This is a genomic window from Rugamonas violacea (genome assembly GCF_016461825.1).
GTDB lineage: Bacteria > Pseudomonadota > Gammaproteobacteria > Burkholderiales > Burkholderiaceae_D > Rugamonas.
Map to the genome: position 1 here is coordinate 164,958 of NZ_JAEMNU010000031.1, position 21,003 is coordinate 185,960.

Genomic DNA, 21,003 nt, shown 5'->3' on the forward strand with positions numbered 1-21,003 from the left:
TCCAGCGGATCGACCTCCAGCGACCATTTGACCCGGCTCTTCATCGCCCGCAAGGTCTCCGTCCACACCTTCAGGAAGGCCTGCAAGGCCGGCCGCGAGGGCGACTCCACCAACAACTGGGCGCGGTCCACATTGTGCACCCGCGTCATGCTCATCGGAATCGGATCGTTGATCGTGATGCCGGGATGTTCCACGCAATCGCGCGCCAGACTCAAGAATTCGATGGCCGTGGCCAGCTCGGCCGCCTCGGCGCGCAACAGCGCCTGGAACAGATAGGGCGGCAGGTCGGCCTGCTCGCGCTCCTCCAGCAAGGCCGTGGCGAAATGGTCGTAGTCGTGGTTGACCACCGCGCCGTACAGCGGATGCTGGGTGTAGCGGGTCTGGATCAACACCTCGCTGGCGCTGCCGCCCTCGGTCTGGGCGGCGCGGCCGGCGCGGCCGGCCACCTGCATCAGCTGGGCGAACAGGCGCTCGCTGGCGCGGTAATCCTGCGAGAACAGCGCGGTGTCCGGATTCATGATGCCGACCAGGGTCAGCTTCTTGAAATCGTGCCCCTTGGCGACCATCTGCGTGCCGATCAAAATGTCCACCTCGCCACGGTGGACGCTGTCGAAGGCCTCCTGCGCGCTGCCCTTCTTGCGCGTCGAGTCGGCGTCGATGCGCAAGATGCGCGCCTCGGGGAACAGCGCCTGCAGACCCTCCTCGACGCGCTGGGTGCCGCGTCCCAGCGGTTGCAGGTCGACGTTGCCGCAGGTCGGGCAGTGGCGCGGGATGCGCATCTCCAGGCTGCAATGGTGGCAGCGCAGCCGGTGTTCCGGCTTGTGCAGCACCATGAACGAGGTGCAACGGGTGCATTCGCTGATCCAGCCGCAGGATTCGCAGCAGATCACCGGCGAATAGCCGCGCCGGTTGAGGAACAGCAGCGACTGCTCGCCGCGCTCGAGGCGCTGGCGCAGGGCCGCCACCAGCTGCGCCGTCAGGCCGTCCTTGGGCTTGTCGCGCTCCATGTCGAGCAGCCTGACCTGCGGCAGCACGGCGTTCTTGACGGCGCGTTCGCGCAGCTCCAGGCGGCGGTAGCGCCCGGTCCGGGCGTGGTGCCAGCTCTCCAGCGAGGGCGTGGCCGAGCCCAGCACGATGGGGATGCCGAGCTGCCAGGCGCGCCACACGGCCAAGTCGCGCGCCGAGTAGCGCAGCCCCTCCTGCTGTTTGTACGAGGGGTCGTGCTCCTCGTCGATGACGATCATCTTCAAGTGCGGCAACGACGCCAGGATGGCCAGCCGGGTGCCCAGCACGATGCGCGCCTGGCCCTGGTGGGCGGCCAGCCAGTGCAGCATGCGCTCGCCCTCGGACAGGCTGCTGTGCAGGGTGGCCAGCATGACGCCGGGGAAGCGGGCGCGGATGTTGCCCTCCAGCTGGGGCGTCAGGTTGATCTCCGGCACCAGAATCAGGATCTGGCCCTGCGGCTCGCGCGCCAGCACCTGGGCGCAGGCCTGCAGGTAGACCTCGGTCTTGCCGCTGCCGGTGACGCCGTACAGCAGGGTCGGCTTGAAGCCCCGGGCGGCGCCGATGGCGTCGGCCGCCTCCTGCTGCGCCGGATTGAGCCGCGGCATGTCGAGCGGCGTGCCGTCGTGCACGGCGTCGTGCTTGGCCAGCTTCTTCAGCGCGCGGTCGAGCGCCACGGTGGTCAGCACGCGCAGGTTCTTCGGCAGACCGGGCAGGGCCACCTCGCCCAGCGGCCGCTGGTAGTAGTCGGCGGCGAAGCCGGCCAGCGCCAGCCATTGCGGCGACAGCGGCGACAGCTGGGAGCGCACCGCCAGGGCGTCCTTGAGCTTGGCCTCGGGCACGTCCGTGTGGTGGGCGATGCCGACGATCAGGCCGATCACCTCGCGCCGGCCGAAGGGCAGCAGGGCCAGCTGGCCGATTTGCGGTTCGTTTGCGGCATCGCAAACCCAGCGGTAGTCGAATACGGCGTTGAGTGGCGTATCGAGCACGATTTGAAGAATGCAATGATGGGGAATGCCGTGCATCAGTCCTGCCGATCTACAAAAGTCACGCTGGGAATCATGGGAAATCGCTGCAAAAACCGCGCCCGCCGGGGCGCCGGATGGTAGCCACAGTTTGTGTGGATAACTTTGTGGACAAAGGAAAATTAATACGGAGAAACGGCACCCGATGTACTCGCCCGTATCGTAAACCGGGCAAAAAACACAAAATATTTACCTTTATAATCAAGCACTTGGAAAATGCCTCCTAGGGGACGGCAAATTCGCGTTTTTTCCCCGCCGCTGTGCATAAGTGAAGTATTTAGACCGCAATTTTGCGTGAAATCAAGTACTTTTTGCGGCCCGGCGAAAAAGTTATCCACTGATGCGGCGCGGCATGGACGGCGCCGGGCGATCCGCATTCTACACATGCCTTGGCAACAAGGTTTGTTTAAGGTCAAGCGAGTTATCCCGCCAAAAATCGTGCCCGCCGATAGTGCAGCGCAGCATGAAGCTCAGTCAAAACCTCGACATGATGGCTAAGTAGCGGTTTACTAAGTACTTTTCATTTTTATCCACAGTTTGTGTGGATAACTTTGTGGACAATGAGTAAATAGCCCCCCGCCACCCTTGGGATAAGGTTTACAAACTACCAAAACTTGGTCGAAAGACCAAAAATTAAACTGTTTAAAATCAATTACTTGCGGGATTATCAAGGGCGGAGGAAATTGTGCTGCCTGTTATTTCCGCAGTAAAAAAAATTGTGCATAAGTCGCTCTGCGGGACTGGACAAGGGGATGAAAAAAGGGCACGTTTCAGGCGAAACGTGCCCTTGGTGCAGGTACCAGCTCAGGCGCCGCGCTGGGCCCGGCTCTGTGTGTGCACCGCTTCGACCATCGCCGCCACCGCCTCGGGTTGGGTGAACTGCGAGATGCCATGGCCCAGGTTGAAGACGTGGCCGCCGCCGTCGGCCGGCTTGCCGAAGGCGGCCAGCACCTTGGCCACCTCGGCGCCGATCTGTGCCGGGTTGGCGAACAGGATGGCCGGGTCCAGATTGCCCTGCAGGCCGACCTTGTGGCCGACCAGCGCGCGCGCCTTGGCCAGGTCGACGGTCCAGTCCAGGCCGACCGCGTCGGCGCCGATGTCGGCGATCTGCTCGATCCACTGGCCGCCGCCCTTGGTGAAGACGATGGCCGGGATCTTGACGCCGTCCTTGTCGCGCTTCAGTTGGGCCACCACCTGCCGCATGTAGCGCAGCGAAAACTCCTGGTAGGCGCCGTCGGCCAGCGCGCCGCCCCAGGAGTCGAAGATCATCACGGCCTGGGCGCCGGCGTCGATCTGGGCGTTCAGGTAGTCGGCCACCGAGCGGGCGTTGATGGCCAGGATGTGGTGCATCAGCTCGGGGCGGTTGTACAGCATCTTTTTAATCGTGTGGAACTCGCGCGAGCCCTGCCCCTCGACCATGTAGCAGGCCAGCGTCCACGGGCTGCCGGAGAAACCGATCAGCGGCACCCGGCCGTTCAACTCGGTGCGGATCTGCGTCACCGCCTTGAACACGTAGTCCAGCGCGTCCGGCTCCGGCGCGCGCAGCGCCATGACCTCCTGCTCGGTGCGCAGCGGACGCTCGAACTTCGGTCCCTCGCCGTCGACGAAGTACAGGCCCAGGCCCATCGCGTCCGGCACCGTCAGGATGTCGGAGAACAGGATCGCCGCGTCCAGCGGGAAGCGGTCGATCGGCTGCAAGGTCACCTCGGTGGCGTAGTCGGGGTTCTTCGCCAGGCCGAGGAAGGAGCCGGCCCGCTCGCGGGTGGCGCGGTATTCCGGCAGGTAGCGCCCGGCCTGACGCATCAGCCAGACAGGCGTGTATTCGGTGGGCTGGCGCAGCAGCGCGCGCAAGAAGGTGTCGTTCTGGAGCGGGGCGAATTGTGGCATGAAGGGCAGTCGGAGCTGGAGGAAAGACGCTATTATCGCACCCCCCGGCCGATTTTTACGCATACCCGACTGCCCCGCCGGGCCAAGTTTCGCTGGAAGATTGTCCTTGCTTTCACTATGATGCCTAGCAGCCCGCGCCGCGACCCGGCCATCCCACCTTCTGGAGCGACCATGACCATCGATACCGCCACCGACCACGCCACCTCCCCCCACGCCAGCGCGCCCTTCGGCACTTGGCCGTCGAGCATCGGCGCGGCGCGCGTGGCGGCCGGCGCCACGCCGCTGAGCCAACTGGCGCTGGGCGGCGCCGACGGCGGCGACATCTTCTGGCTGGCCGGCCGCGCCGCCGAGGCGGGCCGCAACACCCTGCTGCGCCACCACGGCGCGCGGGCCGACGAGCTGACCCCGGCGCCCTTCAATGTGCGCAGCCGGGTACACGAATACGGCGGCGGCGCCTACGCGGTCGACGGCGATACCCTCTATTTCTCGCATTTCGCCGACAACCTGCTGTACCGCTGCGAGATTGGCGGCAACGGCGACGCCGCCGCCGCGCCGCGGGCGTTGACCCGGCCGGGCCGCCAGCGCCACGCCGACTTCGTCGTCGACCGCCGCCGCCAACGCTTGATCAGCGTGCGCGAGCTGCACGGCGATGGCGCGGCGCCGCCCGACAACTGCCTGTGCGCCATCGGCGCCGACGGCGTGGAAACCATCCTGGTGCAAGGCAGCGACTTCTACGCCGCGCCGCGCCTGTCGCCGGACGGCCGCGCGCTGGCCTGGCTGAGCTGGGACCATCCGCGCATGCCGTGGCAGGGCACCGAGCTGTGGCTGGCCGCCGTCAACGACGACGGCAGCCTGGCCACGCCCACGCTAATCGCCGGCGGCGCCGAGGAGGCCATCTGCCAGCCGGAATGGGCGCCCGACAACCGCCTGTACTTCGTCTCCGACCGCAGCGGCTGGTGGAACCTGTACCGCCTGGACGAACAGGACGAACAGGACGAGCAGGACGAACCGGACGGCCGGCGCCGCGTCGAAGCGCTGTGCCCGATGCAGGCCGAATTCGCCACGCCGCACTGGACTTTCGGCGGCTCGATGTACGGCTTCCGCTCGGCCCGGGAGATCGTCTGCACCTACATCGAGCAGGGCGTCAGCAAGCTGGCCCGCCTGCCTCTGGGCGGCGGCAGGCTGGAGGCCATCGCCAATCCCTACCAGGAGATCCGCGAGCTGCGCGTCGGCGCCGGCTGCGTCGTCCTGCTGGGCGGCGGCCCGAGCATCGCGCTGGAACTGGCGCGCATCGAGCTCACCGGCGAAGAGGTCGAGGTGCTGGCGCAGTCGAGCGCCGAGCTGCCGGCCAGCGCCGACCTGTCGCTGCCGGCCAGCCTGCGCTACCCCAGCGCCAACGGCCGCGAGTCGCACGCCTTCTTCTACCCGCCCTGCAACAGCAAGATCAACGGCCCGGCCGGCGCACTGCCGCCGGTGATCGTCATCAGCCACGGCGGGCCGACCGGCATGACCACCAACACCTTGAAGCTGGCCACCCAGTTCTGGACCAGCCGCGGCTTCGGCGTGCTCGACGTGAACTACGGCGGCAGCAGCGGCTTCGGCCGCGCCTACCGCGACGCCCTCAAGGGCCAGTGGGGCATCGTCGACGTCGAGGACTGCATCGCCGGCGCGCAGGCGCTGGTGGCGCGCGGCCTGGCCGACCCCGAGCGGCTGATCATCCGTGGCGGCAGCGCCGGCGGCCTGACCACCTTGTGCGCACTGACCTTCCACGACGTCTTCAAGCTCGGCGCCAGCTACTACGGCGTGTCCGACCTGAAGGGCCTGGACCTGGACTCGCACAAGTTCGAATCGCACTACAACGCCTACCTGATCGCGCCGCAGCCGGCCGCCGAGGCGCTGTACCGGGAGCGCTCGCCGATCAACCACACCGACCGCCTGGCGCGGCCGATGATCTTCTTCCAGGGCCTGGACGACAAGGTGGTGCCGCCGCAGCAGTCCGAGACCATGGTGGCGGCGCTGAAGGCGCGCGGCGTGCCGGTCGCCTACCTGCCGCTGGAAGGCGAGGGCCACGGCTTCCGCAAGGCCGAAAACATCATCCGCACACTGGAGGCCGAGCTGTACTTCTACCAGCGCATGTTCGGCCTGCACACGCCGGGCGCCGCCGCCCCGGTGGAGATTTACAACCTGCCGGACGCCCCGGCCGCATGACCCTGGAACCCGCATGACCGACCCGCAACTGCTCGCCGAATTCGACACCCTCGCGTTCAATGAAAAAATGATCCTGGCCCTGCTCGCCCTGCTCGGCGAGCCGACCGGCCGCACCAGCATCCTCGATCACATGCGCGCGGCCGGCTTCAAGGACCCGCAGGAACGCACCTACAGCGCCACCACGCTCGACGAGCCGATCCACCACCTGGAACGGCTGGCCTTCATCAGCGTCATCACCGGGCGCGGCTACGTCTGCAACCCCAAGCTGCGCTGGCCGGCGCTGCGCGCCGCCATCGGCGCCCACACGCTGGACCAGCTGTGCCAGGCGCACGACGTGGTGGTGCCATTGCGGCAGAGCTGGAGCACCTTGGAGCCGCGCAGCTACCGCGCCGGCGTGGCGCGCCTGCGCATGGCGCTGCTGCGCGGCCAGGCGCCGCAGCAGGTGGTGCCGCTGCTGAGCTTTTGCATGGCCAGCTACGAGGCGGCCCAGCTGCACCCGATCATCGAGATCCTCGGCCGGCCGTTCGAGGCCGGCATGCTGGCGCGGGTCCACCCGCTGATGCAGGACGACGTGCTGACGCTCCTGTTGAACAACGCCCAGCGCGAACCGGCCGGCGCGGCCCAGTTGCGCGCCCACGCCGAGCAGCACGTGCAGCTGCGCCAAACCGCCGGCGACGAGGTAGCGCCGGCGCTGCGCCTCGGCCTGGCCGAAGACGCCATCCTGTGCGGCCGGCTGGACGAGGCGGCGCGCTACCTGGCGCGCTGCGACGGCGCGCAGGCGCAATTCTTCGCCAGCGTGGTGCACCTGCTGCGCGGCGAGCACGCCACCGCGCTGAACGGCTTCGAGGCGGCGCTGAAGGCGCTGCGGCGCGAGTCGGGCAAGCGCAAGCAGCTGTTCCACGGCATCGGCGGACACCTGTACGCGCTGGCCCTGATGCGCAGCGGCGACGCCAAGCTGGCCAAGGCCGCCGAGGCCTATCTGGACGCCGCCGTGCGCGCCACGCAAAACCACGACAGCGCCGTCTACCAGCAGCTCGACCTGCTGCGCCAGGTGCGCGCCGGCACGCTGCAGCCGGAGGCCATCCCGACCCGCGCCTGGGAGACCACGCTGCAGGCGCAGATGTTCCAAAGCCTGCTGTACTACTGGCTGTCGCTGCCGCAGCTGGCGCAGCGCCGCCTCGAACTCGAAGAGCTGGCGCAACAGGCCGAGGCGGCCGGCTACCTGCTGCTGGCCGGCCAGGCCCTGGCCCTGCTCGGCCACTTGGGCGAGCCGGCGCAGGCCAAGCGCGCCGCCGCGCTGCGCGAGCGGCTCGGCTTCGCCGACCTGACGCAGTGGTTCGAGCGGCAGGAGTCCTGGCAGCGCCAGCTGACCGCGCTGATCAATCTGCACCAGCCGGCCGCGCCGGAACAAACCGGCGCCGCGCGGCTGGCCTGGATGCTGGTCTACGACGCCCGCCACGGCCTGACCGAGGTCGAGCCGCGCGAGCAGAAGCGCGACGCGCGCGGCGCCTGGAGCAAGGGCCGCGCGGTCGGCCTCAAGCGGCTGCGCTTCGAGTCCGAGCAGATCGACTACCTGACGCCGCAGGACTTGCGCGCCGCCGAAGCAATCAGCGTGGCGCACCGCAATTACCACTCCTCCGGCCTGGCCTACGAGGTCGACCCGCAGCGCGCCGCCGTCGCGCTGATCGGCCACCCGCTGGTGTTCTGGCAGGAGACGCCGGAAACCCGCGTCGAACTGCTGGCCGGCGCACCGGAGCTGCTGATCCGCAAGCGCGGCGGCAATCTGCATCTGAGCCTGCAACCGGCCATCCCCGACAACAACTCGACCGTCGTCATCAGCCGCGAGACGCCGACCCGGCTGCGCGTGATCGCCATCGCCGACGAGCACCGCCGCATCGCCGCCATCGTCGGCGACGGCCTGATCGTGCCCGAACACGCCGAGCAGCAGGTGCTGCAGGCGATCGGGGCTATCTCCTCGCTGGTGACGGTGCAATCCGACATCGGCGGCGCCCACAGCGACGTGCAGCAGGTCGACGCCGACGCCCGCCTGCACGTCCATCTGCTGCCCTACCAGCACGGCCTGAAGATGCAGTTGCTGGTGCGCCCGCTCGACGGCGGCGCCTACTACGCGCCGGGCGACGGCGCCGAGACCCTGATCGCCGACGCCGGCGGCAAGCCGGCGCAGACCCGGCGCGACCTGAACGCCGAGCGCGACGCCGAGCGCCAGTTGGTCGGCAAGTGCCCGATCCTGGAAGAGGCCGAGCAGGACCACGGCGAGTGGCTGCTGGGTCAACCGGCGCTGTGCCTGCAACTGCTGGCCGAGCTGCAGGCGCTGAACCCGGACAGCATCGTGCTGGCCTGGCCCGAGGGCGAGAGCTTCCGCATCACCAAGAAGGTCGACAGCAAGCAGCTGCGCCTGACCATCAAGAGCCACAAGGACTGGTTCGCCGCCAGCGGCGAGCTGCAGGTCGACGAGGAGCAGGTGATGGACCTGCGCACCCTGCTCGAACTGGTCCGCAGCGGCAAGGGCCGCTTCATCGAACTGGGCGAGAACCGCTTCCTGGCGCTGGCCGAGGAGCTGCACCGCCGTTTGTCCGAGGTCTCGGCCTACGGCGAGTTGAGCGCCGACGGCGTGCGCCTGCACCCGCTGGCCGCCTTCGCGCTGGAGGAGCTGGCCGACGAGGCCGGCGGCCTGAAAGCCGACCAGGCCTGGCGCGAGCATCTGGCGCGCATGCAGGCGCAGACCGAGTTCGTGCCGCAGCTGCCCAGCACCTTGCAGGCCGAGCTGCGCGACTACCAGCACGAGGGCTACGACTGGCTGGCCCGCCTGGCCCACTGGGGCGTCGGCGCCTGCTTGGCCGACGACATGGGCCTGGGCAAAACCTTGCAGGCGCTGGCGCTGATTTTGTCGCGCGCGCCGCAGGGGCCGACCCTGGTGGTGGCGCCGACCTCGGTGTGCATGAACTGGATCAGCGAGGCGGCCCGCTTCGCGCCGACCTTGAACGTCAAGCTGTTCGGCGCCGGCGACCGCGCCGACACGCTGGCCACCTTGCAGCCCTTCGACCTGGTGGTGGCCAGCTACGGCCTGCTGCAACTGGAGTCGGCGCTGTTCGCCGGCGTGCAGTGGCACACCATCGTGCTCGACGAGGCGCAGGCGATCAAGAACAGCACCACCAAGCGCTCGCAGGCCGTCATGGCGCTGCAGGGCGGCTTCAAGATGGTGGCCACCGGCACGCCGCTGGAAAACCACCTGGGCGAGCTGTGGAACCTGTTCCGCTTCATCAATCCCGGCCTGCTCGGCACCCTGGACCAGTTCAACCTGCGCTTCGCCGGGCCGATCGAGAAGGCGCAGGACCACCGCGCCGAGGTCGGCGCCCGGCTGCGGCTGCGCCGCTTGATCCAGCCCTTCATCCTGCGCCGCACCAAGTCGCAGGTGCTGGCCGAACTGCCGCCGCGCACCGAGATCACGCTGGAGGTCGACCTGTCGGCGCCGGAGATGGCGCTGTACGAATCGCTGCGCCGCAGCGCGCTGGAGAAGCTGGCGGCGGTCGAGGGGCCGGCCGAGAAAAAGTCGATACAGATCCTCGCCGAGATCATGAAGCTGCGCCGCGCCTGCTGCAACCCGGCGCTGGTGGCGCCCGAACTGGGCCTGGCCAGCAGCAAGCTGGCGGCCTTCGCCCACCTGCTCACCGGCCTGCTGGAGAACGGCCACAAGGTGCTGGTGTTCAGCCAGTTCGTCGACCACCTGAAGCTGATCCGCCACCATCTGGAGGAGCAGGACGTGTCCTACCAATACCTCGACGGCAGCACCAGCATGGTCGAGCGCAAGAACCGCGTCGACGCCTTCCAGGGCGGCAGCGGCGACGTCTTCCTGATCAGCCTGAAAGCGGGCGGCGTCGGCATCAACCTGACGGCGGCCGACTACGTGATCCACATGGACCCGTGGTGGAACCCGGCCGTCGAGGACCAGGCCTCGGACCGCGCCCACCGCATGGGCCAGCTGCGCCCGGTGACCATCTACCGCCTGGTGGCGCGCCACACCATCGAGGAGGGCATCGTCGAGCTGCACCAGCACAAGCGCGACCTGGCCGACAGCCTGCTCGAGGGCAGCGACACGGCGGCCCGCCTGTCGGCCCGCGACATGCTCGACATGCTGGCGCAGGGCATGCAGCGCTAGCGTCCCGCGTCGCCGGCCCGGCCCGCGATCGCGGCCGCGCCGGCCGGCCCGGTCCGCGCCCGTGGTCCGCCGCGCCGGCGGCGGGGCGGCGGAACCATGCGGCGCCGAACGACCCGGACGGGGGACGCAAATTCGTCGCGGCGGCGGCGCAAATCATGTACTCTTCCGTTTTCAGCCCGCCATCCCGGAATTCATATGGAAGAAGACAACGCCACCCACATCGCCAGCCACGGCACGCCGCTGTGCGGCAAGGCCTGGACCGCCTATGTCGGCACCGTGCTGCTGGCGCTGATCCTGTTCGGCGCCCTGCTGCCGCTGGCCTTCAAATGGACCGAGCTGGCCGCCGCCGGCGTGCTGCTGGTCTCGGCGCTGCTGGTCGGCTACCGCGTGCTGCTCATCCGCAGCTACCAGTTGTACTACGACGACGTCGGCGTCTGGCTCTACCACGGCATCCTGCCCTGGGCCAAGGGCGTGGCCGGCGTCAAATGGCGCGACATGGACGAGGCCACCTTCGTGCCCTCGTTCTGGAGCTGGCTGTCGCGCTCCTACACGATCCGCATCGGCCACCGCTTCACCAAGGACAGCGAGATCCTGCTCAGTCAGATGGCCAAGGGCAAGGACGCCGTCGGCGTCCTCAACGCCCGCCACCAGGAACTGATCCGCACCAACGCGCTGCTCTGAGCCGGCTGGCGCGCTCAAGCGCAGCAATTAGTGCTACTCTCCCACGCTTGGCCTTGGCGCGCCCGCCCGAATCTGCGAATATGCGCGTCTTGCCCCAACCATCAAGAGGCTGTTTACGATGATCAAGACCAAATTCGCGCTGGCCGTGTTGCTGACGAGCCTGACGCTCGCGCCGGCCGGCGCCACCACCCACCACGGCCACGACAAGGCCGCCAACAGCAAGAACAAGAGCGGCAACAAGGCTGGCGCCAAGAGCGCCGTGAAAGCCGGCGCAAAAGGCCATGGCGCCAAGCCGGCGCACGCCGGCAAGGGCAGCAAGGGCGGCAAGGGCGGCAAGCAGGACAAACACGGCAAGGGCAGCAAGGCCGCCGCCGCGGTGGCCGCGCCGCTCGCCGCCGTGGCCCGTCCGGCGGCGCCGTCCGAGCGGCGCCAGGACCGCAACCTCGACACGCTGAGCAACCAGTTCCTCGGCGCGCTGTGGCGCATCGACCCGGAATCGGCGATCGCGGTCGGCAAGTACGACACCGCCGCCAACCTGACCATCCCCGACCAGGCCAGCCGCACCCGCCAGTTGGCCTTCACCGAAGACTGGCTGGCGCGCTTCGCCAAGATCGACGCGCGCCAACTGTCGGCCAAGCAGCGCACCGACCTGGCGCTGCTGACCAACAAACTCAATAGCGACCGCTTCTACCTGAACACGCTGCGCGAGTGGCAATGGAATCCGGCCAGCTACAACGTCGCCGCGCCGATCGACGCCATCCTCAACACCGAATACGCCGCCAAGCCGCAGCGCCTGCGCACCCTGCTCAAGCGCATCGCCGGCGTGCCGGCCTACTACGAGGCGGCGCGCGCCAACATCGCCAAGCCGACCCGCGAGCACACCCAGCTGGCGATTGCGCAGGCGCCCGGCGTGCTGACCATGCTCGCCGAGCTCGACAAGGCGGCCCAGGCCTCGATCCTGACCCCGGTCGAGAAACAGCTGTTCACCCAGCGCGTCAACGCCGCGCTGACCGCCGTCGACGCCTACGTCGCCTGGTTGGGCGAGCTCGACAAGACCATGGCGCAGACCGGCGAAGCCCGTTCCTTCCGCCTCGGCAAGGAGCTGTACGAACAGAAATTCGCCTTCGACATCCAGGCCGGCGGCAGCGCCGAGCAGACCTACCAGAAGGCCCTGGCGGCGCGCGAGCAGCTGCTGGTCAACATGGACCGGCTGGCCGACGAGCTGTGGAACAAGACCATGGGCCTGTCCGCCAAGCCGCTCGACCGCACCCGCAAGATCGGCATGGTGATCGACAAGTTGTCCAGCCAGCACGTGGCGCGCGAGAACTTCTTCCCCGAAATCCGCCGCCAGATCCCGCTGTTGCAGGACTGGGTGGTCAGCCACGACCTGCTGACCATGGACCCGAAGAAGCCGCTGGAAGTGCGCGCCACGCCGGCCTACCAAAGCGGCGTGGCCGGCGCCAGCATCGAGGCGCCCGGCCCGTACCGGCCGCAGGACCGCACCTATTACAACGTCACGCCGCTCGACGGCGCCACGCCCGAGGCGGCCGAGAGCAGCCTGCGCGAATACAACCAGTGGATCCTGCAGATCCTCAACATCCACGAGGCCATCCCCGGCCACTACACCCAGCTGGTGTACGCCAACAAGTCGCAGTCCATCGTCAAGTCGATCTTCGGCAACGGCGCCATGGTCGAGGGCTGGGCCGTCTACGGCGAGCGCATGATGCTCGAATCGGGCTACGGCGACAACACGCCGGAGATGTGGTTGATGTATTCGAAGTGGAACCTGCGCAGCGTCACCAACACCATCCTCGACTACGGCGTGCACGTGCTCGACATGGGCGAGCAGGAGGCGATCGATTTGCTGTCGCGCCAGGCTTTCCAGACCGCCAGCGAGGCGAGGGAGAAATGGCGCCGCGTACAGCTGACCTCGGTGCAACTGACCAGCTACTTCAGCGGCTACAGCGAAATCATGGAGTTGCGCGAACAGCGCAAGCAGGCGCTGGGCAACAAGTTCGTGCTGAAGGATTTCCACGAGCAATTCCTCAGCTACGGCAGCGCGCCGGTGCGGGTGATCCGCGACCTGATGCTGCAACAGCCGGCGCCGCAGTAGGCGCGGCGGGCATATGGCGGGCGCCGCGACGGCGCCCAGCAATCAACAACGGGGCGCTCAGGCGCCCCGTTTTATTTGCACCGTTCGGATCGTTTGCTGTCGATTAAACGGCCCGGTCCGGCGCGGGAATACGATGGGGGCACGTCTGGAGTTCGAGAAGTTTTCTGCTAAGATGAACCGTAGGAGCACACATGACCATGCCCATCCAATTCGATACACTCAAATACGCCAAACGGCTGACAGAGGCCGGCATTCCGCCCGACCATGCCGAGGCGCAGGCCCAAGCGCTCAGCGATGTGCTCGCCGATACCATCGTCGTGCCTGGCGATCTCATATTGCTCAAGGTGGATGTGCTCGCCCGTATCGAGCTGCTCAGACAGGAACTGACCGCCAGTATCGAACTGCTCCGGCAGGAAACACTGGCGAAATTCGAACTGCTCCGGCAGGAAACACTGGCGAAATTCGAACTGGCCCGGCAGGAGCTCGATGCACTGGAGCAGCGCATCAATGGCAAATTCAAAACGCTGCACTGGGTGCTGGGCGCCATGCTGGTCTTGCACATCGCCACGCTGGCGAAACTGTTTTCCATGTAGCGCCGGCTCGCCTTCCGCGAGCGCATCGAGACCGCGCGGCAAGGCAGATCCTCGCGGCGGCCCCGGCGAAAATGCGTGTTACTCGACCTGCTCGGGCGCCTGGGTGGCTTTGACGAAGACCGGCGCCACCAACAGGCCCAGCTCGAACAGGATCCACATCGGCAGCGCCAGCGAGAACTGGCTGACGATGTCGGGCGGCGTGACGATGGCCGCCACCACGAAGGCGCCGACGATCACATACGGCCGCACTTCCTTGAGCTTCTCGACACTGACCAGGCCCATGCGCACCAGGATCACCACCACCACCGGCACCTCGAAGGTGGCGCCGAAGGCCAAGCACATCGACATGACGAAGTCGAGGTAGTTCTCGATGTCCGGCGTGACGGCGATCGAGGTCGGCGAGAACTCGCTGATGAATTTGAACACCCGGCCGAACACGAAGAAGTAGCAGAACGCCACGCCGGCCATGAACAGCGCCGACGACGAGATCACCAAAGGCGCCACCAAGCGTTTCTCGTGGGTGTACAGGCCGGGCGCGACGAAGGCCCACAACTGGTACAACACCCACGGCAGGGCCAGGATGAAGGCGATCACCAGCGTCACCTTCATCGGCACCAGGAAGGGCGAAATGACGCCGGTGGCGATCATCTTCGAGCCGACCGGCAAGGCGGCGATCATCGGCATGGCGATGATGTCGTAGATGCGCGATGGCCCCGGCCAGATCATCAGGCCGACGCACACCAGCACGATGCCGATCGAGGCCTTGACCAGGCGGTCGCGCAATTCGATCAGGTGAGAGATAAAGGTCTCTTCGCCTGCTGCAGGTGTAGTCATTTAATAGAACGAGGTAGGGGAGGAATTGCCGCGCGGACGGAAACGGGCGACCCGCGCCGCGCCGGAGATGACGTGCATCTTGCCGCCGTGGCGCTGCTTGTACCAGGCCGGAATGGCCGAGCTGCGCACCAGCTTTTTGCGGCGGAACTCGCGCGCCTTGCGCGCCAGGTCGTCGCTGCTGGCGGAACTCGGCGGCGCGGGGTGGCTGTCGTGCCAGGCGTTCTCCACCTCGGCCAGGTTCTCCGAGATCGAGTTCTCGACCCCTTGCTTGATCGACTGGGCGGCGTCCTGCACGTCCTTCTGCAGGTTTTTCAGCTCCTCCAGTTCGATCTCGCGCGAGACTTCGGATTTCACCTCGTTCAGATAGCGCTGCGCCCGGCCGTACAAGGAGCCGGCCATGCGCGCCACCTTGGGCAGCTTTTCCGGGCCGATGACGACCAGCGCCACCACGCCGATGATGGCAAGTTTGGAGAGACCGAGATCGATCATAGGATGTCAGCAAAAGCCGGACGGGGCCGTGGCCCCGGCCTGCTTAGTGCTTGCTTTTCTCTTTGGCGTCGACGTCGATGGTGGTCTTGTCGGCCACTTGCGACGGCGCTGCGGGAGCGGCGGCGGCCTTGTCCTCGTCGCCCTTGACGCCATCCTTGAAGCCCTTGACGGCCTTGCCGATGTCGGAACCCATATTGCCCAGCTTTTTGGTGCCGAACACCAACATCACCACCACCAGCACGATCAACCAGTGCCAAATACTCATTGAACCCATCATTTTCCCCTAGCAAGGCAGTAACGCCCAAAAAATTCGGTTGAACCCAACGCATACCGCAACGCACAGTATACGCCATGCACGCATGTCATGTGCCCGTCATATTGCCATAATGCAAAAGGACTAGACCATCCGACAAAAGGACTAGCTGCGCGGCGGCGCCGGCTCAGCGCATGCCGCGCCAAGGGCGCGGGCCACCCACCACGTGCAGGTGCAGATGGTACACCTCCTGGCCGCCGTCCGGGCCACTGTTGATCAGCGTTTTGTAACCGCCGCCGGGGGCGCCGTCGGCGTCGTAGCTGACGGCGCAGCCGGCCTCCTCGGCCAGGCGGGGCGCCAGCGCCAGCATCTTGCCCAGCAGCGGGGCGTGGCTGGCGTTGCAGTCCGACAAGCTCGACAGGTGCTGCTTGGGAATCACCAGCAGGTGCACCGGCGCGGCCGGGTTGATGTCCTTGAAGGCCAGCAGCTCCTCGTCCTCGTAGACGATGCTCGAGGGGATCTGTTTGGCGGCGATTTTACAAAAAAGGCAGTTTTCCACAAAGGCTCCGCTAGTCGTGTTTTTGGGTTTCGGCGGCGTCGCGCAACTCGTCCTTGCGCGCCGCTTTCTCTTCGATGCCGGACAGGCCCTCGCGCCGCGCCAGCTCGTCGAGCACCTGCTGCGGACGCAGGTCGAACTGCGCCAGCATCACCAGCGAATGGAACCACAAGTCGGCGCATTCGTACAACACCTTCGCGTTGTCGCCGTCGACGCGGGCGTCCTTGGCCGCCATCACCGTCTCGGTGGCCTCCTCGCCGATTTTTTTCAGGATCGCATCGTCGCCCTTGGCGAACAGGCGCGAGACGTAGGAGGTGGCCGGGTCGCCGCCGTTGGCCAGCTTGCGCGACTCGATGATCTCGGCCAGGCGGTCTAAAATTGTGCTCATGTCGGTTTCGTCTTGTTCGGTTGGGTGGCGTCCGGGTACATCTCGGCCGGGTCCTTCAGCACGGGCTCGGCGACCAGCCAGTCGCCCTCGTCGGCGTCGCCCTCGAACTTCTGGAAGAAGCAGGAATGACGGCCCGTGTGGCAGGCGATGCCGCCGTGCTGCTCGATCTTCAGTAGCACCACGTCCTCGTCGCAATCGAGGCGGATCTCCAGCACCTTCTGCGTGTGGCCGGACTCCTCGCCCTTGTGCCACAATTTCTTGCGCGAGCGGCTCCAGTACACCGCCTCGCCCAGTTCGACCGTCTTGGCCAGCGCGTCGCGGTTCATCCAGGCGAACATCAGCACGTCGTTGCTGCCGGCTTCCTGGGCGATCACCGGCACCAGGCCGTGCTCGTCCCACTTGATTTTTTTCAGCCATTTGGCCTTGGCGAGGCTAGTCGAATTCAACATCGTTATGTCCTGTGTGTCCTTGCTCAGTCCAGGCGCATCGGAATGCCCTGGGCCGCCATGAAGCGCTTGGCCTCCTGCACCGTGTGCTGGCCGTAGTGGAAGATGCTGGCGGCCAGCACCGCGTCGGCGCGGCCCAGCTTGATGCCGTCGGCCAGGTCCTGCAGGCCGCCCACGCCGCCCGAGGCGATCACCGGGATGCCGACCGCGTCGGAGACGCCGCGCGTCAGGCCCAGGTCGAAGCCGATCTTGGTGCCGTCGCGGTCCATGCTGGTCAGCAGGATCTCGCCGGCGCCCAGCTGCTCCATCTTCTTCGCCCACTCGATGGCGTCGAGGCCGGTGGCCTTGCGGCCGCCGTGGGTGAACACCTCCCAGCGGCCCGGCGCGGTCTGCTTGGCGTCGATCGCCACCACGATGCATTGCGAGCCGTGCTTCTGCGAGGCGTCGAACACCAGTTGCGGATTGCTCACTGCAGAGGAGTTCATGCTGACCTTGTCGGCGCCGGCGTTGAGCAGGCGGCGCACGTCCTCGACGGCGCGCACGCCGCCGCCCACCGTCAGCGGAATGAACACCTGCGAGGCGACCGCCTCGATGATGTGCAGGATCAGGTCGCGCTCGTCGCTGGTGGCGGTGATGTCGAGGAAGGTGATCTCGTCGGCGCCCTGCTCGTCGTAGCGGCGGGCGATCTCGACCGGGTCGCCGGCGTCGCGCAGCTCGGTGAAGTTGACGCCTTTGACGACGCGGCCGTTGGTCACGTCGAGGCAGGGGATGATTCGTTTTGCAAGCATGATGGTACCTGTCGGCCTGTGAAGCCTTGTGTTCGCCTTGATGGAGCGCGGCGGCGGCGGCGGATCGTCAGCGATCCGCGCGCCGGCCCGCGCCTGGGTGCTGCGGTGGCCCTTGGGCCGCCGCTTACTCGGCGGCTTCCTCGTCGAGGTCGCCGCTGAGCTCGTCGGCGCGCAACTGGGCCGAGTTCAGGTCCAGCGTGCCCTCGTAGATCGAGCGGCCGCAGATGACGCCCTCGATGCCCTCGTCCTGCACCGCGCACAGCGCTTCGACGTCGGCCAGGTTGTGCAGGCCGCCGGAGGCGATGACGGGGATCTTGACGGCCTGGGCCAGCTTGACGGTGGCTTCGATGTTGACGCCGCCCATCATGCCGTCGCGGCCGATGTCGGTGTAGATGATCGATTCGACGCCGTAGGCCTCGAACTTGCGCGCCAGGTCGATCACCTCGTGGCCGGACATCTTGCTCCAGCCGTCGGTGGCGACCTTGCCGTCCTTGGCGTCGAGGCCGACGATGATGTGGCCGGGGAAGGCGCCGCAGGCGTCGTGCAGGAAGCCCGGCTCCTTGACGGCGGCCGTGCCGATGATGATGTAGCTGATGCCGGCGTCCAGATAGCGCTCGATGGTGTCGAGGTCGCGGATGCCGCCACCGAGTTGCACCGGGATCTCGTCGATGCCGTGCTCCTCGGCGAATTCGCGCACCACTTTCAGGATCGCCTTGACGGCGGCCTCGTTCTTCGGCTTGCCGGCGAAGGCGCCGTTCAAGTCGACCAGATGCAGGCGGCGGGCGCCCTGCTTGAGCCAGTGCAGGGCCATGTCGGCCGGGTTGTCGGAGAAAACGGTGGCGAGTTCCATATCGCCCTGTTTGAGGCGAACGCAGTGACCGTCTTTGAGGTCGATGGCAGGAATGAGCAGCATGGTCGGTGTAATGGGTTAAAAGTTCGGGTTGGCGTGGTGATGCGGTTTAACGATGCGGCGGCAACGACAAAAAATCAAGGCTTCCAATGGACGAAATTCTTGTACAACTGCAAGCCGGCCTTGGCGCTTTTCTCCGGGTGGAACTGGGCGGCGAAAATATTGTCGCGCGCCACGGCGCTGCAAAACGGCGCGCCGTAGACAGTTTGGCCGACCACGTGGGCGGCCTGCTCCGGCTGCACGTAGAAGCTGTGCACGAAATAGAAATAGCTGTCGTCCGGGATATCCTGCCACATCGGATGAGACGCCGTTTGCTTGACTTGGTTCCAGCCCATCTGCGGCACCTTGAAGCGCGAGCCGTCGTCCTGCAGCTGGCCGGCGAGCTGGAAGCGCACCACCTTGCCCGGCAGCAGGCCCAGGCCGGCGGCGTCGCCCTCCTCGCTGACGTCGAACAACATCTGTTCGCCGATGCACACGCCCATCAGCGGCTTGCTGTCGGCCGCTTTGAGCAGGGCCTCCAGCACGCCGGATTCGCGCAGGCTGCGCATGCAGTCCGGCATGGCGCCCTGGCCGGGCAGCACGATGCGGTCGGCCGTCTCGATGTCGGCCACTTCTCCGGAAATGAGCACCTCGGCCTCCGGCGCGACGGCGCGCAGGGCTTGCGCCACCGAACGCAGATTGCCCATGCCATAGTCAACCACAACAATTTTATTCATTTTGCCATTCAAGCGAAAAGGTCGGCACGGCGCCCGGGCGCCGCGCCGTGGAGATCACAGACTGCCCTTGGTGGACGGGATGGTGCCGGCGGCGCGCTCGTCGCGCTCGCTGGCCATGCGCAGGGCGCGGCCGAAGGCCTTGAACACCGTCTCGCACTGGTGGTGGGCGTTGGTGCCGCGCAAATTGTCGATATGCAAGCTCACCAGGGCGTGGTTGACGAAACCACGGAAGAATTCCAGCGTCAGGTCGACGTCGAAGCCGCCGATCATCGCCCGGGTGAAGGGGATGTGATATTCGATGCCGGGCCGGCCGGAGAAGTCGATCACCACGCGCGACAAGGCCTCGTCCAGCGGCACGTAGGCGTGGCCGTAGCGGCGGATGCCCTTCTTGTCGCCGATGGCCTGGGCCACCGCCATGCCCAGCGTGATGCCGACGTCTTCCACCGTGTGGTGGTTGTCGATATGCGTGTCGCCGGTGGCTTCGATGTCGAGGTCGATCAGGCCGTGGCGGGCGATCTGGTCCAGCATGTGGTCGAGGAAGGGCACGCCGGTGTTCAGCTTTTGCTGGCCCGTGCCGTCGAGGTTGATCGCGACGCGGATTTGCGTCTCGTTGGTGTTGCGCGTGATTTCTGCGGTGCGGTTCATGAAAGGCTCTTGCGGTGGTCTTGGGCTGCCAGCGATGCCGTGATGGCAGCGAGGAATACGGAATTCTCTTCGGGGGTGCTGACCGTGACGCGCAAACAATTGGCCAGCACACTGTGCATTTTACTCACATTTTTGATTAATACCTTGTCAGCGAGCAGTTTCACATAGGCATCATCGGCGTCGGGCACCCGAATCAAGAGAAAATTCGCCGCCGACGGAAACACCGTCACACCGGGCAGCGCGGCCAGTGCCTGCGCCAGTTCGCTGCGCGCGGCGCGCAAGGCGCTGGCCTGCTCGTTGAGCACATCGAGGTGGTCGAGGGCGAATTCGGCCGCCGCCTGGGTCAACACGTTGATGTTGTAAGGAGGCCGCACTTTGTCGAATTGCGCCAGCAATTCCGGCGCCGCCGACATGTAACCGAGGCGGATGCCGGCCAGGCCGAGCTTGGACACGGTGCGCATCACCACCAGGTTGGCGAACTCCGGCAGGCGGCCCATGAAGCTTTGCTGCGCGAACGGCTCGTAGGCCTCGTCGACGACGGCGATGCCGGAATCGCCCAGCGCCGCGATGATGGCGACGATGTCGGACTCGGCGAACAGGTTGCCGCTCGGGTTGTTCGGGTAGGACAGGTAGACCAGCGCCGGCTTGTGTTCGGCGATGGCGGCCAGCATGGCCGGCAGGTCGAGCGACAGGTCGGCCTTCAAGGCGACGCCGACGTAGTCCATGCCGGCGAACTGCGCCGAGCGCTGGTACATGACGAAGGACGGCGTTGGCGCCAGCACCACGGCGCGGCGGTCCTGCTGGGCGCAGGCCATGTCGAGGATGGAGATCAGCTCGTCGGAGCCGTTGCCGAGGATGACATCGTAGCCGTCCGGCACACCCAGTTGCTCGCAAACGCGCCGCTTCAGCGTGGCGTAGGAGGCCACCGGGTAGCGGTTCAAGCTGACGGCGGCCAGGCGCTGGCCCAACTCCTGCAACAGATGCGCAGGCAGGTGGTAAGGGTTCTCCATCGCATCCAGTTTGACAAAGCCACTCGCGTCGGCCACGTGGTAGCCCTTGATGGCGCGCACGTCGGAACGAATGGTGTTGCTGATGAGGCTGTCGAGGGATGACATCTTACTTGTGCTCCTGGGTTGGGGGACTGCGCTACGCGATGGTTTCCGCCGTGGCCGTCTTGACGGCGCGCCGACTTCGTTTGGCCGGCGTATCGGCCGGGGTCTTGATTGCTGCCTTGCTTGCTGCCTTGATTGCTGTCTTGCTTGCCGGCTTGCGCGCCGCTTTGTTTGCCGGCT

Annotated in this window: 18 protein-coding genes; 5 read left to right on the top strand and 13 right to left on the bottom strand. The window is 66.6% G+C overall.

All coding sequences use genetic code 11. The features are described from left to right. Together H7U20_RS06490 and hemE are read right to left on the bottom strand one after the other, a co-directional pair. A partial coding sequence (locus H7U20_RS06490; RefSeq protein ID WP_199518786.1) for a primosomal protein N' occupies positions 1–2,027 on the bottom strand: 2,027 nt, incomplete at its 3' end. 804 nt (positions 2,028–2,831) lie between these two features. Beyond that, on the bottom strand, positions 2,832–3,914 hold the full coding sequence (gene hemE, locus H7U20_RS06495) for a uroporphyrinogen decarboxylase (RefSeq protein WP_199518787.1): 1,083 nt from the start codon (positions 3,912–3,914) through the stop codon (positions 2,832–2,834). A 171-nt stretch (positions 3,915–4,085) separates the two neighbouring features. On the opposite strand from hemE, the gene H7U20_RS06500 reads away from it, so the two are divergent. The 5 genes from H7U20_RS06500 to H7U20_RS06520 all read left to right on the top strand — a co-directional run bounded on the left by H7U20_RS06500 (position 4,086) and on the right by H7U20_RS06520 (position 13,686). Beyond that, the gene (locus H7U20_RS06500) at positions 4,086–6,122 is read left to right on the top strand and encodes a dipeptidyl-peptidase 5 (RefSeq protein WP_199518788.1); all 2,037 of its coding nucleotides are present in this window, start codon (positions 4,086–4,088) and stop codon (positions 6,120–6,122) included. 13 nt (positions 6,123–6,135) lie between these two features. Then, on the top strand, positions 6,136–10,299 hold the full coding sequence (locus H7U20_RS06505) for a DEAD/DEAH box helicase (RefSeq protein WP_199518789.1): 4,164 nt from the start codon (positions 6,136–6,138) through the stop codon (positions 10,297–10,299). Between the two features lie 195 nt (positions 10,300–10,494). Further along, positions 10,495–10,980: a hypothetical protein gene (locus tag H7U20_RS06510; RefSeq protein ID WP_199518790.1), complete on the top strand. Its 486-nt coding sequence runs from the start codon at positions 10,495–10,497 to the stop codon at positions 10,978–10,980. Between the two features lie 118 nt (positions 10,981–11,098). Further along, positions 11,099–13,093: a DUF885 domain-containing protein gene (locus H7U20_RS06515; RefSeq protein WP_199518791.1), complete on the top strand. Its 1,995-nt coding sequence runs from the start codon at positions 11,099–11,101 to the stop codon at positions 13,091–13,093. A gap of 191 nt (positions 13,094–13,284) precedes the next feature. Further along, complete coding sequence (locus H7U20_RS06520; protein ID WP_199518792.1) at positions 13,285–13,686, top strand: CCDC90 family protein; 402 nt, start codon at positions 13,285–13,287, stop codon at positions 13,684–13,686. A gap of 78 nt (positions 13,687–13,764) precedes the next feature. On the opposite strand, the gene tatC is transcribed toward H7U20_RS06520, so the two are convergent. The 11 genes from tatC to hisC all read right to left on the bottom strand — a co-directional run bounded on the left by tatC (position 13,765) and on the right by hisC (position 20,826). After that, the gene (tatC, locus tag H7U20_RS06525) at positions 13,765–14,520 is read right to left on the bottom strand and encodes a twin-arginine translocase subunit TatC (protein ID WP_199518793.1); all 756 of its coding nucleotides are present in this window, start codon (positions 14,518–14,520) and stop codon (positions 13,765–13,767) included. Further along, positions 14,521–15,009, bottom strand: coding sequence for a Sec-independent protein translocase protein TatB (tatB, locus tag H7U20_RS06530; RefSeq protein ID WP_199518794.1), 489 nt, complete (start codon positions 15,007–15,009; stop codon positions 14,521–14,523). Positions 15,010–15,052: 43 nt separating this feature from the next. Beyond that, on the bottom strand, positions 15,053–15,283 hold the full coding sequence (tatA, locus tag H7U20_RS06535) for a Sec-independent protein translocase subunit TatA (protein ID WP_199518870.1): 231 nt from the start codon (positions 15,281–15,283) through the stop codon (positions 15,053–15,055). Positions 15,284–15,449: 166 nt separating this feature from the next. Continuing rightward, a complete protein-coding gene (locus H7U20_RS06540; RefSeq protein WP_199518795.1) occupies positions 15,450–15,821 on the bottom strand; it encodes a histidine triad nucleotide-binding protein in 372 nt (123 codons plus the stop codon). A gap of 10 nt (positions 15,822–15,831) precedes the next feature. Further along, complete coding sequence (locus tag H7U20_RS06545; RefSeq protein WP_199518796.1) at positions 15,832–16,206, bottom strand: phosphoribosyl-ATP diphosphatase; 375 nt, start codon at positions 16,204–16,206, stop codon at positions 15,832–15,834. Then, on the bottom strand, positions 16,203–16,655 hold the full coding sequence (hisI, locus tag H7U20_RS06550) for a phosphoribosyl-AMP cyclohydrolase (RefSeq protein ID WP_199518797.1): 453 nt from the start codon (positions 16,653–16,655) through the stop codon (positions 16,203–16,205). The genes H7U20_RS06545 and hisI overlap by 4 nt, the downstream gene beginning before the upstream one ends. 23 nt (positions 16,656–16,678) lie before the next feature. Further along, entirely contained in the window at positions 16,679–17,440 is a 762-nt protein-coding gene (gene hisF / locus H7U20_RS06555) for an imidazole glycerol phosphate synthase subunit HisF (RefSeq protein ID WP_199518798.1), read from the bottom strand. A 124-nt stretch (positions 17,441–17,564) separates the two neighbouring features. Beyond that, entirely contained in the window at positions 17,565–18,353 is a 789-nt protein-coding gene (gene hisA, locus H7U20_RS06560) for a 1-(5-phosphoribosyl)-5-[(5-phosphoribosylamino)methylideneamino]imidazole-4-carboxamide isomerase (protein ID WP_199518799.1), read from the bottom strand. A gap of 74 nt (positions 18,354–18,427) precedes the next feature. Continuing rightward, on the bottom strand, positions 18,428–19,066 hold the full coding sequence (hisH, locus tag H7U20_RS06565; protein WP_199518800.1) for an imidazole glycerol phosphate synthase subunit HisH: 639 nt from the start codon (positions 19,064–19,066) through the stop codon (positions 18,428–18,430). A gap of 54 nt (positions 19,067–19,120) precedes the next feature. Beyond that, positions 19,121–19,711, bottom strand: coding sequence for an imidazoleglycerol-phosphate dehydratase HisB (gene hisB / locus H7U20_RS06570; protein ID WP_099414335.1), 591 nt, complete (start codon positions 19,709–19,711; stop codon positions 19,121–19,123). Next, positions 19,708–20,826, bottom strand: coding sequence for a histidinol-phosphate transaminase (hisC, locus tag H7U20_RS06575; protein ID WP_199518801.1), 1,119 nt, complete (start codon positions 20,824–20,826; stop codon positions 19,708–19,710). Before hisC ends, hisB begins: the two co-directional genes overlap by 4 nt. Between the last annotated feature and the right edge of the window lie 177 nt (positions 20,827–21,003).

Coding starts and splice junctions, on each gene's coding strand:
- H7U20_RS06545 (WP_199518796.1), bottom strand. CDS start 16,206: ATGAGCACAATTTTAGACCGCCTGGCCGAGATCATCGAGTCGCGCAAG.
- hisI (WP_199518797.1), bottom strand. CDS start 16,655: ATGTTGAATTCGACTAGCCTCGCCAAGGCCAAATGGCTGAAAAAAATC.
- H7U20_RS06515 (WP_199518791.1), top strand. CDS start 11,099: ATGATCAAGACCAAATTCGCGCTGGCCGTGTTGCTGACGAGCCTGACG.
- hisA (WP_199518799.1), bottom strand. CDS start 18,353: ATGCTGCTCATTCCTGCCATCGACCTCAAAGACGGTCACTGCGTTCGC.
- tatB (WP_199518794.1), bottom strand. CDS start 15,009: ATGATCGATCTCGGTCTCTCCAAACTTGCCATCATCGGCGTGGTGGCG.
- H7U20_RS06500 (WP_199518788.1), top strand. CDS start 4,086: ATGACCATCGATACCGCCACCGACCACGCCACCTCCCCCCACGCCAGC.
- H7U20_RS06505 (WP_199518789.1), top strand. CDS start 6,136: ATGACCGACCCGCAACTGCTCGCCGAATTCGACACCCTCGCGTTCAAT.
- tatC (WP_199518793.1), bottom strand. CDS start 14,520: ATGACTACACCTGCAGCAGGCGAAGAGACCTTTATCTCTCACCTGATC.
- hemE (WP_199518787.1), bottom strand. CDS start 3,914: ATGCCACAATTCGCCCCGCTCCAGAACGACACCTTCTTGCGCGCGCTG.
- hisB (WP_099414335.1), bottom strand. CDS start 19,711: ATGAACCGCACCGCAGAAATCACGCGCAACACCAACGAGACGCAAATC.
- hisC (WP_199518801.1), bottom strand. CDS start 20,826: ATGTCATCCCTCGACAGCCTCATCAGCAACACCATTCGTTCCGACGTG.
- tatA (WP_199518870.1), bottom strand. CDS start 15,283: ATGGGTTCAATGAGTATTTGGCACTGGTTGATCGTGCTGGTGGTGGTG.
- hisH (WP_199518800.1), bottom strand. CDS start 19,066: ATGAATAAAATTGTTGTGGTTGACTATGGCATGGGCAATCTGCGTTCG.
- hisF (WP_199518798.1), bottom strand. CDS start 17,440: ATGCTTGCAAAACGAATCATCCCCTGCCTCGACGTGACCAACGGCCGC.
- H7U20_RS06520 (WP_199518792.1), top strand. CDS start 13,285: ATGACCATGCCCATCCAATTCGATACACTCAAATACGCCAAACGGCTG.
- H7U20_RS06510 (WP_199518790.1), top strand. CDS start 10,495: ATGGAAGAAGACAACGCCACCCACATCGCCAGCCACGGCACGCCGCTG.